This is a genomic window from Polaromonas sp., assembly GCF_049790275.1.
Taxonomy (GTDB): domain Bacteria; phylum Pseudomonadota; class Gammaproteobacteria; order Burkholderiales; family Burkholderiaceae_C; genus Polaromonas.
Window position 1 is genome coordinate 1 of the sequence record NZ_JBAQYR010000148.1, and the last position, 12,419, is coordinate 12,419.

Genomic DNA, 12,419 nt, shown 5'->3' on the forward strand with positions numbered 1-12,419 from the left:
CAGCAGTTGCGCCAGCAGGCGCCACCGCCGGGGCCGGGGAAACGGCAGCGGCCGGCGGCTCGCGCCAGATGGCCGGGTCGGGCATGTCGGGGTAGGGGCATTTGTCTCCAACATTGAACTCCCAGGATACCCCGTGCAGCCAGGTCGAGGACTGCGGTTCGAACTGGGCGATGGCGGCAAGCAGCTCCTTCTGGAAAGCGTACGCGTAGGTCAACAGCCGCGGATCCCAGTGGCGCACCACCAGGCGTGCATACATGCCCGGGCCGCGGCTGCGGCTGTTGACGACCAGCATCTGGCATTCGATCCAGCCCGGCGGAATGCTGTTCCTGCGCAGGCAATCGCGCACCAGCGTCTGGACGAGCTGGCGGCGCGTGCCGTTGTCGGAATTGTCTTCAATGGTGTGCTGGCTGTCGCGATCCGTCGGCGACGTCCTGGCGGCAGGCCTTGCTGCAACTGATGGCTTGTCAGCCTTGCCTTTTTTTGCGGCTGCTGTTTTCAGGCCCAGCAGCCTGCTGATGGCTTCTCTCATGTGTGGCGTTCCCTTGCTGCCGGCAGGACCAGGGAGGTCCGGCCCTGTGAAGGTGGCATGCCAATCGATGGTCGTCCAAGTGGGAAGCCAAGTCAAGCGTCCAGCGTTTGCAGCGCTTCTTCCTGCCACCAGGCGGCGGCCGCGTAGTAACTTTCCCACACGCAGCCATTGCAGCCGCGGCCGCAGCAGGTGGTGGGCTCCGGCGGCGGTTCACGCAAAACCTGGCCCAGTTCAGCTGCCTGCCGCCGCAGGACACTGAACATGGCCAGGGCCGAAACGCGGCCGGTGATAGGGCAGGGCGCTGTGGGTTGCGCCGCGGTGCAGCCGTCTGCCGGCGATGTCACTGCTTCAGCCGGCCGGTCAGATACCCAGCAGTTTTTTGGCGTCGCCCAGGGCCTTCATCGAATCGTCGTGTTTGCCCGCCTTGTGGAACTTTTCGCCGTCCGCGCGCAAGGCCTTGACCTTGCTCATGTCGGCGGCCGAGAGCGTCGGGTTGCTTGAGAGCTTGGCGTCAATGGCCTTCATTTCGTTGGGGCAGTTGTGGGCCATGGCCAGCGAGGATGCGGCCAGTGCGGCTGCAGCAAGGATGAATTTCATGCGAATCTCCAATGCGCGTCAGAAAATGCTGACGGGAAATGTTAGCAACAACCGGCCCCCAGCCGCAAGCGCGCTTGCCCGCAGCCGAGGGCTTCCCTTTGTCCCCAGGCCGCAGCATTTAAAATCGCTCTTCTTCCAGCGGCTGCATGACCGACATGCGCGCTGCCTCCTTACTGACTACCGGGTCCCTCCATGTCTCTTGAAGTGATTGAAGCCCAGACCGGCGAACAGCCTGTCGCCACCATCCTGATCATGCATGGCCTGGGCGCCGACGGCCGCGATTTTGTGCCGGTCGCCGAGCAGCTCGACCTGTCCAGCGTGGGCCCGGTGCGTTTCCTCTTTCCCAATGCGCCGGTCATTCCCGTCACCATCAATGGCGGCTACCAGATGCCGGCGTGGTACGACATCCTGGGCGCCAACCTGACGGCCGGCCAGGACGAAAAAGGCATGCGCCAGACCCAGGGCGCCATCAATCAGCTGATAGAGCGCGAAGTCGCGCGCGGCATGCCAGCCGGTCGCATCGTGGTGGCCGGTTTCTCGCAGGGCTGTGCCATGGCGCTGATGACGGGGCTGCGTTATCCCGAGCGCCTGGCCGGCATCATGGGCCTGTCCGGCTACCTGCCCCTGGCTCACACCGTGGCGGCAGAACGCAGCCCGGCCAATGCGGGCCTGCCGGTCTTCCTGGCGCACGGCAAACACGACGGCGTGGTGCCGCTGGCCGCGGCCACCGCGACGCGTGATGCGCTGACGGGGCTAGGCTACCCGGTCGATTGGCACGCTTACGAGATGGAACATTCGGTCTGCATGGAAGAAATTGCCGACATGAACCAGTGGCTGTTGCAGGTGTTGTCCGGTGCCAGCTAGCGCCTCGGGCGAAATCCGGCAGCCGTAAGGGCTTTCCCGCAATGGCGCCGCGCCTGGCTTCAGGCCCGTCTGCTGCGAATGCCTGTACTTTTAAGTGAAATCGTGCTTCAGCCCAATCAGGGCGGGCGCAACCAGCTATCAAAACAATAGTAGCTTGCAAATACCAAAAACGGAAGGGTGAGCCAGGCCGCGCTGCACGGCCCGCCGCCGGGCCGCGCAGCCTGCAAACAAGCCCGGCCTGTGATACCTTGCACGCCACGAAAGATTCTGAGGGAAGAAGTTATGAACAGCTTGCATGCGCGCAGCGCCGCGCTTTTGGGAGACCGCCTCCAGGCGCTCGGTCCCGCCAGGCTGAAAGGCATGCGCCGCGGCATTGAAAAAGAAAGCCTGCGCGCGCAACCCGGTGGCGCCCTGGCGCTGACACCGCACCCGGCCGCGCTGGGGTCGGCCCTGACGCACCCCAGCATCACCACTGATTTCAGCGAGTCGCAGGTCGAACTGGTTACGGCGGCGCACAAAGGCCTGGGCGAGGGTGCGGACGCCGCGCTCGGCGAGCTCACACAGATCCACCAGTTCACCTACCGCGCGATGCAGGCGCTCGGCGACGAAATGCTCTGGGTCTCGAGCATGCCCTGCGGCCTGCCGACCGACGAAACCATTCCGATTGCACGCTTCGGCTCGTCCAACGTCGGGCGCGCCAAAAGCGTCTACCGCATGGGCCTGTCGCACCGGTATGGCCGGCGCATGCAGACCATCTCGGGCATCCACTACAACTGGTCGCTGCCGGACGTGTCGAACGAACAGTACTTTGCGCTGATCCGTAATTTCCGCCGCCATGCGTTTTTGCTGCTCTACCTGTTCGGCGCGTCGCCGGCCGTATGTTCCTCCTTCGTCGCCGGGCGCCAGCACGAACTGCAGCAGCTCTCGGACAGCACCATGTACATGCCGCACGGCACTTCGCTGCGCATGGGCCGCCTGGGTTACCAGAGCGATGCGCAAGCTTCGCTGGCGGTCAGCTACAACAGCCTCGAGGGTTATGGCGCTTCGCTGCAGGACGCGCTGACCCATCCTTATCCCGCCTATGAAGCGGTGGGCATCCAGAACCCGGGCGGCGACTACAACCAGCTCGGTACCACGCTGCTGCAGATTGAAAACGAGTTCTACGGCACTATCCGTCCCAAACGCGTGATCTACCCCGGCGAGCGCCCGCTGCATGCGCTGCGCGAGCGCGGCGTTGAATACATCGAAGTGCGCTTGATGGACCTGGATCCGTTCGAGCCCGTCGGCATCAACGCGCAGACCATGCGTTTTCTCGATGTGTTTTTGCTGCACTGCCTGCTTAGCGACAGCCCGCCGGACACGCCGCAGGAAATCGCCGAGCTCAAGCACAACCAGCACCACACGGCCGCCCGTGGCCGGCAGCCCGGCCTGCTACTCAAGCGCGCAGGCAAGGAAGTGTCCCTGACCTCCTGGGGCTCAGAAGTGGTGGCGCAGTGCGCACCGATTGCCGCGGCACTTGACGCGGTGCATGGCGGCACCCGGTACAGCGACACGCTGGTGGCCGCCGAATCTGCCCTGCTGGATGCCAGCACGCTACCCTCGGCGCGTGTGCTGGAGGCCATGCAGCGCGACTTTGGTAATTCCTTCGTGGCCTTTGCCCGCGCCCAGTCGGCCAAAACCAGGCAGACGCTGCTGGGCCTGCCGTTTTCTGCTGCCCAGCAGGCTGCGTTCGAGGCGCTCACGCGCCAGTCCATCGCCGAGCAGAAAAAAATAGAAGCGGCCGACACCATGCCTTTCGAGATCTACCGCCAGCAGTACGTGTCACCTGACCGGCTGGGCATCCGCAGCCTGGCGCACGCGGCCTGACAACCTTGCCGGATCTGCGCCGGAAGCTATTGAAACGTAGCAAACCGGTGTCCAGCCCGGGTCTGGGGGCACACCGGCCGGCGCACCGATAATCGGGGCTGGCTGATGTATCGGACGGCAGCGCACCGCGCGTGCGTCCTCCTTCCCGCCGCGATCCAGACTTCGAACCCAAGAAAGAACACATCCCGATGGCGATCCAGTGGTTCCCCGGTCACATGCACCTGACCAAAAAGGCCATCAGTGAGCGCATCAAGGAAATTGATGTGGTCATTGAGCTGCTGGACGCACGCCTGCCCGGCTCCAGCGCCAACCCCATGCTGGCCGAACTGACAGGCGCCAAGCCCGCGCTCAAGGTGCTCAACAAGCAGGACCTGGCCGATCCCGTGCGCACGCCGCTCTGGCTCGCGCACTACAACAGCCAGCCGGGTACCAGCGCGATTGCGCTCGACGCCAGCGAAACCGCACCGGCGCGCCGCCTGATCGATGCCTGCCATGCGCTGGCGCCCACACGCGGCAGCATGGTCAAACCCATGCGCGTGCTGATCTGCGGCATTCCCAACGTCGGCAAGTCCACGCTGATCAACACCCTGACCGGCAAGCGCGCCACCAAGACCGGCGACGAAGCCGGCATCACCAAACTCGAGCAGCGCATCGTGCTGGCCGACGGGTTTTACCTGTGGGACACGCCCGGTATGTTGTGGCCTCGCATCATCGTTGCCAAGAGCGGCTACAACCTGGCCGCCAGCGGCGCGATTGGCCGCAATGCCTTCAACGAGGAAGAAGTTGCGCTCGAACTGCTGGACTACCTGATCCAGGCCTATCCCGCCCTGCTGGAGGCGCGCTACAAATTGAAGTTGACGCCGGGCATCACCGACGAGCAACTGCTCGAGGAGATCGGCCGCAAGCGCGGTGCGGTGCTAAGCAAAGGCCGCGTGAACCTGCAGAAGGCCGCCGAGATCGTGATCTACGAATTCCGCGCCGCGACCCTGGGCCGCATCACGCTGGAAACGCCGGAAGAGTTCGCCCAATGGCTGGCCGCGGGACAACTGCTCGATGCCGAGCGGCAGGTCAAGAAGGACAGGATAGAAACCGACCGCCTGATCCGTTTCAAGAAGATTCCGCGGCCTGCACGCGAAGATTCCTGAGGCCTTTTGGCGGAACATTCCCCGGCTTGTCTTCGCCCATGAACTCGGCGTGATACACCGGGATTTTTGACGGCGCATGCCGCGCGACCTGCTCCCGGATCTCGTTGCGTTCGCGGGTGAAGCGCCGCGTTTCGGTGAACGGTTTCGGCGCGTGGCCGTCCTGTGGCGCAAAAAGCCATGCGAAACATTGATGCGCCTCGCCTCAGCTTGTTGCGGCAGCTTACAAAAGTTGCGAAATGTCTGTGTCAAAAAATGCAGCGAGGTGATCGGGACGCTGTCAGACTGGGAGGCCCTGTGCAAAGGAAAACTCCATGATCGCTGAGAAACCTTCCGCGCGTGAGGCGCAGCAACGCAGCCTGCACGACGACCGGGCAGATGCCGTCCGTTACGCGGTGCTCCAGAGAATCGCGCCCGCAATACGCCATGACATGGTCGTGAACCTGCAACCCATCGGCATGATTTATGAACTCATGGAGCATCGTGTGGCGACCCGCCGCGAAGACATGGGTGCGCTGCAGGAGAGCACTGCCAAAATGAGCCGTTTTGCCAAGGCGGCGCTGGCCTCCTGCGTCGACGGCGTGACCTGGCTGGAGCGCGACCCGGCCGCGCTGGTCCCGTTTGCCGAAGGCGTGGGGGAAAGTGTTGCCATGCTGGGGCGCACTTTCGGCTTCATGGGGTTCACGCTGGTCAACCGCGTCGGCGGCACGGCATGCGCCGTTTCGCGCGATGCGCTCCGGCATACCCTGACCTCGGCCTTGCTGGCAGCCATCGACACGGCCCCATGCCCTTCGGATGTGATTCTCGCCTCGGAGGTTGGCGCGCATGACCTGGCACTGTCGCTGGACGTGGTGGCGCGGCCCGGCCAGCGTGTCCTGCAGCCATTCCTGGAGAACTACCGGCGGCTGGACTGGGACGATGTGGAAGCGGTCGCCACCACGGAATCCGTGGGGTTCGCACACCATGGAGAGGGTGCAACCCTGTTTTTCCACCCGCGGGAACAGCAGGAAGCAGGGAGCCTTTTCTGATTTTCTGAAAAGGAAACTGTCCTACGTACGGCAGAGGCACCTGCTGATGCGGGTATTCGGGCGGTGTTCTTAAAGTTGATCCTGACTGGAGTCTCCCCCGCTGCAGCTTGACGAATAGTCTTTCCCATGCAGAAGGAAAACACCCCAAAGGAAACACCATTGACGCCTGTCCGGGTCGGCATTGTTGACGACTATGACGTGGTGCGCGCAGGGTTGGAAAGACTGTTTGCACGGTACGACGACCTGTGTGTCGTCGCCACCGCCACAAACGGCCTGGAGGCGCTGGAACTGGTGTCGCGCCATGAGCTGGATGTACTCGTCCTGGATATCTCCATGCCCGGCCACGGCGCGGTCGATGTGCTCGAGCGAATGCTCTCAAGCCAGCCGGACATCAAGGTCCTCATCTTCACCGGCTACCCGGAACAGCGTTATGCCTTGCCCATGATCCGCCTGGGCGCACGCGGCTATGTGGACAAGGCGGCGCCGTTGCTCGACATTGTGGAAGCGGTCCGGGTGGTGGCGGCGGGCCGCAGCTACTTTTCCAGCCAGGTCCATGAACTCATGGCCGAAGCCGTCCGGCCCGGCGCCGTGCCGGGCGAAGGCGCCGACCTGACGGCACGGGAGTTCCAGATTTTCCTCAGGCTGGCTGCGGGCGAGACCGTCACAGAGATTGCGCGCGCACTGTCCCTCAGCGATGTGACCATCAGTTCCCACCGCTCGCGCTTGCTGAACAAACTCAAGCTCAGCAGCAATTCGCACCTGACCCGGTTTGCGCTTGAAAATCGCTTCCTCAACTGACCTTAGTGGGTCCAGCCGCCGGGAACATCGTCTTCCAGAAGTTTCAACTGCCCGGCCATCGCCAGCACCAGGCGCATGGCCTCATCCTGCGATTGGCACAGCGCAATCCACCCATACATCGGGTGCCGGATGAAAGTAAAAATGCTTCCCTCCACCGGGTCGGCCATCACGGAATGCCTGGGATTGAGCGCAAACTCGCTGGCACTCGCCGGAGGAGGATAGTGTGAAACTTGGGGCTGCATGCGTGCCCTGACCATGGCCAGGCTGGCCACGAGGTCCTCGACCTGCTGTGCGTTGAGCGTGAGGCTGCCGTTGAGCGTCAGGGTCGCCACGTCCCCGCCTATGTGCACCTCCAGCTGCCTTGGCGAGCCTCCGCTTTTCTTGGCCTGTACCTTGTCTTGCATGTCATTCCCAACACTGCCCCGTTGCCCACGATGCCGGGCGTTGCCGGCCATGGGGTTGTACCGGGTCTTCGCCAGAATGCAGTTTTCCAGTTCGATCGCGCTTCGCCATCGGCATTGAGGCTCAACAACCGTAGGACAATTTAAGGCAGCCGCCGCGAAGCGGCAGGCGATTCAGGAGGCGGGCGTGGACTTGAGTGCGGCGACGGCCTGACGCAATCTGGCCAGCGTCACAGGTTTGGACAGATGACCGTCAAAGCCGAGCTGCAGGGCACGCTGCACATCGGCCTGGCGGCCATACCCGCTCAGCGCGAGTGCGGGGATTCGTTGCAGGGAGGGGCGTTTCCTGATCTCCTCGATCAGCGCAAAGCCGTCCATGTCGGTCATGCCCAGGTCCGAGATCAACAGATCGCAAGAAGACGATTCGAGCGCTTCCAGTGCCTGCTCACCGGTGCCCGCCGTATCCACCACGGCGCCGTCGAGGCGCAACAGATCCGCGAAAGGCTCCAGGGCTTCCAGCATGTCATCGACGGCCAGGATCCGCAGCCCCCTGAGTGAGCCGGCAGTGGTGCCGGGGGGCTGATCTTCCCTGGCGTTCCGGGCTTCCCGGCTTTCCAGGGGTAACCAGACACTGAAAGCCGCACCCCGCCCACGGCCTGGCGATTCGGCCAGCACGCGCCCTCCCTGTGCGGTGGCGAGTTCCTGCACCAGCGCCAGCCCGACGCCCAGCCCACCGGTCTGCGCCTGGTTACCCTGGCCCTGGGAAAACATGCCGAACACATGGGGCAGGAAGTCGGCGGAGATGCCCTGGCCGGTGTCCACCACGCCGAGCCTGGCAAAGCCGTCTTCGCGCGTCAGGCGCACCTTCACCTGGCCGCCCTGCGGCGTGAATTTGATGGCGTTGTTGATCAGGTTCCAGCAGATCTGTTCGGTCCGCACCCGGTCACATTGAACGATCGTGCCGGCCGGTTTCTCGAAGCTCAGGTCCAGTCCCTTGCGCCTGGCGTTTTCCGCTGCGGCCTCAACAATGGTGGCCAGCAGTTCATCCAGCGCCACGCCGGTGATCCTGAAGGTCAGCTTGCCGGTGCGCACGCGGGACAGGTCCAGCAGGTCGTCAATGATCTTGACCTGGCTGGCGACCGCCAGGCGGATGTTTTCTCCTGCACGCAGCACCGGTGGCAGGGCCCTCACCTCAGGCTGGTTGATCAGGAGTTCCGTGTTTACCTGGATCAGGTTGAGCGGATGCTTGAGCTCATGGGACATCACCGCCAGGAACCGGTCCTTGAGTTCATTGGTGGCCCGGGCCTGCGAGCTGTTGGCCTTCTCCCTCTGCAGCATGGCTTCGCGCACGGCTTCTTCCGCGCGCCGCAAGGCGGTCACATCGACAAAAGTCAGCACTGCACCGTCAATGCGGTCGTCCGTGGTGCGGTAGGGGCGTATGCGGGCCAGGTAGTGGCAGCCGTCGGCGCTCTCGACGGCGCGCTCAATGGTTTGCCGCGTCTGGAAAACCTTTTCCGCGTCCTGCGCCAGTGACTCGTCATTGAGCCTGTCCTGGATGTCCAGCAGCGGCCGGTTGATGTCAGAGGGGCTCAGGTTGAAGATATGGACCGCCTGCGGCGTATAGCGTTTGATACGCATGGCGGTGTCAACGAACACGGTGGCAATGTCGGAGGCGGCGATGAAGTTCTGCAGGTCGTCGTTGGTCTTCGCTGCTTCCTCGACCCTGGCCTTCAATTCGAAATTGGCCAACCTCAGCTCTTCATTGATTGCCTGCAGTTTTTCATGGGATGGATTCTGTTTCCCGGTGGATGTGTCCGGCCGCTCCATGGCTGGAAAACGCAAGAACCCCTGGATCAATTTTTCAGGGTTCTCTTTGGGATCGGGGGCAGCGACAGGCGTTTCGGGCATGCTCATTACCGGGTTTGACGACAAGTTTTCATGGTAGTTCCAACGAAGGGGAAAGCGGCAGGCTGCTGCGATGTGAGCCGTGCGGCATGGATTGAAGCCGGCCGACCCTGGCTGTAGGCGATGTCCGACAAGTGGCGCGCACGCCTGTTTATAAATTCCCTGAATGAAGGGGTGTTCACCATGCTTGTCCATCACATCAAATCCATCACGACGGCGGCAGACACCTTGCCGCACCGGTCTTCTTCCGTGGCACCCGGCAAGGAACCGGGCAGCCGGACAGAATTTTCGTCGGACAAGGACGCCGCAGATATCCACGTGCACGCCTATGCATCTGCACGTCCTGTCGCCCGGGTCGGTGTGCGGCGTGGAAAAAACCGTTTCATCGGCTTGCACGGCAATTGACACGCTCTGTGCCAACCTCGTGACTGCGCATGGCAGCATGGCAGCATGGCAGCATGGCAGATGGCCGACACAGCCTGAAGATCTTCCTACAGGCAATAAAGGCCTGCGGCTATTTTTGATGCTGATCCGCGGGACAGAATCGAACAGGAAGCTGGCTGATCGAGGCCGGCCTCAACGCAAGCGCCTGGAGAAGTCCTGTGAATGCGTCACCCCGGCAACGCAGCTGCAAAGCCGGGTGCGATGCTGGGTTCTCCATTTTTTGCCATGTTTGGCACAACCAACCGAAGGAGTTTTTCATGAACAAGAATCTTTGGCGGCCCGTGGCGGTCACGGTATTGCTGGTAGGAGCGGCTGCATTGGGCGGCTGCAACAAGAACCCGGACGGCGCGGCAGGCCCTGGCGCGAGCCCGTCCACACCTTCGACCCCGGCTACTCCGGGTACAGGTGCTACACCTGGCTCGGGTAGCGGCGGCAGTGGAACCGGAAGCGGCACTCAGTAAGCGGTGCCGCTGAACGCGGGTCGTGCCGCCAGGTACGGCTTTTGCCCGGCTGCAGGGTTGCGGCCGGGCGTTTGCCTGTTTCAGCGGTTTGGGGCGGGTTGGCGCGTTGCGGCTGATATTTGTTTCCGGGCAGTGGATGATTGAAGGCCTGAATCAGGAGGAGCAATCCAATGTTGCAAGATTCCCGCATTCCCCCCAAGCGCCATGCCGATGGCGAAACCGTTTCTCCCGGTGTCTCCAAACCAACCTCGCCTGTGCCGGACAGCATTCCGGCAAATGACGTGGACCTCTCCAGCGAATCGGTGGCCGGTGAGGAAGATCCTGGCGCTGCGCTCGATCTTCTCTGGCCCGCACCCCCTGCGTGATGCTCCCGCGAAGCGGGCGATGCATGCGCTAAAAATCCTGCTGCGGGCCTCTTGAAACGCCGCCCGCCAACCACATTCTCCTGCCGTCAGGGTGGCCGCTGCTGCCGGCGGCCACGGTTTTCAGTGTCGTGGGCCTTGCCCCGAAACCCGGCAGCCTGGTATCTGTTGGCCTCTTCATGATTTTCAGGAAAGGAGATTGTCATCATGAATGGACTGAACCTGTACGGCGATATCTTCGCCGAGCTCAATCGCCTGCAGCAGGACTTCGAGCAGGCATTCTGCCCCGGCGGTGCGAACAATATTCGCGCAATGCCGCGCAGCACTTTCCCCGTCATCAACGTGGGCAGCACACCCGAAGCCATTGAAGTGCTGGCACTTGCGCCCGGTGTCGATCCCGCTGCGCTGCAACTGACGGTTGACAAGGGCCTGCTGGTGATTGCCGGCGAGCGCAAGGAAAGCCGTCCGGCGGACGACAAGGTGGCCGTCTATGCCACCGAGCGCTACAAAGGTGCTTTCCGGCGCGTCATCTCGCTGCCGGAAGATGCCGATCCCGGCAACATCAACGCGAGCTACCGGGATGGTCTGCTGCGCGTCACCGTGGCGCGCCGCGAGTCATCGAAGCCGCGCCAGATTCAGGTCCACTAACCCATTTTTGTTGAAGGAGCATGTGATGAACCAGAGCACAGCATGGAACCAGAACAAACCGGGCCAGGAAGTGGCGAAAACCGACCAGGCCCTGGCCGATGCCGCGCAGGCGGGGGGGCCGGCACGCAGCACCCCTGTGCTTCCGCCGGTGGACATCTTTGAAGACGATGCGGGCTTCACCGTCCTTGCCGACCTGCCGGGCGTCTCGAAAGACCGGCTGGTGGTTCGTGTGGACGGCGACAACCTGGTGATCGAAGGCGCGGCCTCGGCGCCGGTGGACGACGACATGACGCTGATTTACGGCGAGATATTGAACCCGTTCTACCGCCGCACGTTCACGCTGAGCCGCGAGCTGGATCCCACGCATATCGAGGCCAGGCTGGAGGGCGGTGTCCTCAGGCTGAACATTCCCAAAGCCGAGGAGGCCAAACCTCGCCGCATTGCGGTGAGCGTGGCCTGAGTCCAGTCGGCCAGAGACTACCTGTCAGGTCTGTCAGTGGTGCTGACGTGAGCAGTACGCCAGGAACTGGTCAAGTTCCGTGGACTTGTCGAAAACGGCATCGGCGCCACAGGCCAGGCAGCGCTCACGTATGTCGGCAGTCGCGTAGTTGGACAGCACCACCACGCGCTGCCGGCTGCTGCGCTGGCCGCATTCCCTGAGCACACCCAGGCCGCTGCCTTGCCGAAGGAACAGGTCCACCACCAGCAGTTGCCAGTCGCGCGGGTGCTGTGCCAGCCAGAAACACGCACCTTGTTCCGTCTCCGAGTAACCCACCGTCTGGACCCCGGCGAGTTCCGTCAGTGTTTCCATCAGGTTGTCCCGGATCACGGCATTGTCTTCAACAATATAGGCCTTCATGACAGCGTCATAGGCGGTTTCCGGGAACAGGCCGTCCAAGGGGGGCGCGATAAAGTTGAGGGGAGTCACCGGTTCAGTTTCCGGCGCAGGCAAGAGGGCCGTCGCAGGCGAACGTTTGACGCCGCTGTAGGACAGTACGCTCTATGTGGCAGAGACCCCGATGCGTGCGGTGCGGGCCGCTACAGAAAAAGTAGCGGGTTGCAGCGAGGCCGCAGCGGGGGTTAGAGCGGGCCCGAAGGTCCGGTCTTGCCGGTCAGGCGCCTGCGCCCGTACACGGCAATAAAGCCGACGCCCAGCACCAGGGCAAACCAGCCGACCGGCGACGAATTGGCCACGATGCCCTGCATGCCCGGGGAGCTGATGAAGTACGGCGACACCAGCACGGCCAGCCCGATCAATGCGCACAGCACACCCTTGATCAGCAGTTCGTTGTTGGCCTTGTTGCTGTGCCTGCGGAGGGGGGGAGGAGGTAGGGGCATGGCCCGATTGTCGGCCAAACGCAATGAAGGGGTCCG

The 12,419-nt window shown here is 63.0% G+C and carries 16 protein-coding genes and 1 pseudogene; 10 read left to right on the plus strand and 7 right to left on the minus strand.

All coding sequences use genetic code 11. The features are described from left to right. The 3 genes and pseudogenes from WA904_RS19985 to WA904_RS19995 all read right to left on the minus strand — a co-directional run. Positions 1–529 (minus strand): annotated as a pseudogene (locus tag WA904_RS19985) (hypothetical protein); the annotation flags it as partial. 92 nt (positions 530–621) lie between these two features. Next, the gene (locus WA904_RS19990) at positions 622–873 is read right to left on the minus strand and encodes an oxidoreductase-like domain-containing protein (protein ID WP_425198881.1); all 252 of its coding nucleotides are present in this window, start codon (positions 871–873) and stop codon (positions 622–624) included. Positions 874–889: 16 nt separating this feature from the next. Next, positions 890–1,126, minus strand: coding sequence for a hypothetical protein (locus WA904_RS19995; RefSeq protein WP_425198882.1), 237 nt, complete (start codon positions 1,124–1,126; stop codon positions 890–892). 192 nt (positions 1,127–1,318) lie between these two features. Between WA904_RS19995 and WA904_RS20000 the strand changes: the two genes are divergently transcribed. From WA904_RS20000 to WA904_RS20020, 5 genes are all read left to right on the plus strand, one after another. Continuing rightward, entirely contained in the window at positions 1,319–1,990 is a 672-nt protein-coding gene (locus tag WA904_RS20000) for an alpha/beta hydrolase (RefSeq protein ID WP_425198883.1), read from the plus strand. A 282-nt stretch (positions 1,991–2,272) separates the two neighbouring features. Next, positions 2,273–3,856 carry a glutamate--cysteine ligase gene (gshA, locus tag WA904_RS20005; RefSeq protein ID WP_425198884.1) on the plus strand — a complete coding sequence of 528 codons (1,584 nt, stop codon included), beginning with the start codon at positions 2,273–2,275 and terminating at the stop codon, positions 3,854–3,856. Between the two features lie 188 nt (positions 3,857–4,044). Next, positions 4,045–5,001 (plus strand): ribosome biogenesis GTPase YlqF, encoded by a 957-nt coding sequence (ylqF, locus tag WA904_RS20010; RefSeq protein WP_425198915.1) that lies wholly within the window; start codon positions 4,045–4,047, stop codon positions 4,999–5,001. Positions 5,002–5,312: 311 nt separating this feature from the next. Beyond that, positions 5,313–6,026, plus strand: a complete 714-nt coding sequence (locus WA904_RS20015) for a hypothetical protein (RefSeq protein ID WP_425198885.1) — start codon at positions 5,313–5,315, stop codon at positions 6,024–6,026. A 159-nt stretch (positions 6,027–6,185) separates the two neighbouring features. Beyond that, positions 6,186–6,824, plus strand: a complete 639-nt coding sequence (locus WA904_RS20020; RefSeq protein WP_425198886.1) for a response regulator — start codon at positions 6,186–6,188, stop codon at positions 6,822–6,824. Positions 6,825–6,826: 2 nt separating this feature from the next. Here the strand turns inward: WA904_RS20020 and WA904_RS20025 are convergent, their stop codons facing one another. Then, entirely contained in the window at positions 6,827–7,228 is a 402-nt protein-coding gene (locus WA904_RS20025; RefSeq protein WP_425198887.1) for a hypothetical protein, read from the minus strand. A 171-nt stretch (positions 7,229–7,399) separates the two neighbouring features. Then, a complete protein-coding gene (locus WA904_RS20030) occupies positions 7,400–9,133 on the minus strand; it encodes a PAS domain-containing protein (protein WP_425198888.1) in 1,734 nt (577 codons plus the stop codon). Positions 9,134–9,313: 180 nt separating this feature from the next. On the opposite strand from WA904_RS20030, the gene WA904_RS20035 reads away from it, so the two are divergent. The 5 genes from WA904_RS20035 to WA904_RS20055 all read left to right on the plus strand — a co-directional run bounded on the left by WA904_RS20035 (position 9,314) and on the right by WA904_RS20055 (position 11,505). Next, positions 9,314–9,535 carry a hypothetical protein gene (locus tag WA904_RS20035; protein WP_425198889.1) on the plus strand — a complete coding sequence of 74 codons (222 nt, stop codon included), beginning with the start codon at positions 9,314–9,316 and terminating at the stop codon, positions 9,533–9,535. Between the two features lie 296 nt (positions 9,536–9,831). Continuing rightward, entirely contained in the window at positions 9,832–10,035 is a 204-nt protein-coding gene (locus WA904_RS20040) for a hypothetical protein (protein ID WP_425198890.1), read from the plus strand. A gap of 170 nt (positions 10,036–10,205) precedes the next feature. Then, positions 10,206–10,400 carry a hypothetical protein gene (locus tag WA904_RS20045; protein WP_425198891.1) on the plus strand — a complete coding sequence of 65 codons (195 nt, stop codon included), beginning with the start codon at positions 10,206–10,208 and terminating at the stop codon, positions 10,398–10,400. A gap of 204 nt (positions 10,401–10,604) precedes the next feature. Beyond that, positions 10,605–11,045 (plus strand): Hsp20/alpha crystallin family protein, encoded by a 441-nt coding sequence (locus WA904_RS20050; protein WP_425198892.1) that lies wholly within the window; start codon positions 10,605–10,607, stop codon positions 11,043–11,045. 25 nt (positions 11,046–11,070) lie between these two features. Next, on the plus strand, positions 11,071–11,505 hold the full coding sequence (locus WA904_RS20055; protein ID WP_425198893.1) for an Hsp20/alpha crystallin family protein: 435 nt from the start codon (positions 11,071–11,073) through the stop codon (positions 11,503–11,505). A 33-nt stretch (positions 11,506–11,538) separates the two neighbouring features. Here the strand turns inward: WA904_RS20055 and WA904_RS20060 are convergent, their stop codons facing one another. Both WA904_RS20060 and WA904_RS20065 read right to left on the minus strand, forming a co-directional pair. Further along, complete coding sequence (locus WA904_RS20060; protein ID WP_425198916.1) at positions 11,539–11,904, minus strand: response regulator; 366 nt, start codon at positions 11,902–11,904, stop codon at positions 11,539–11,541. Positions 11,905–12,125: 221 nt separating this feature from the next. Then, a complete protein-coding gene (locus WA904_RS20065) occupies positions 12,126–12,383 on the minus strand; it encodes a hypothetical protein (RefSeq protein ID WP_425198894.1) in 258 nt (85 codons plus the stop codon). Positions 12,384–12,419: the final 36 nt, after the last annotated feature.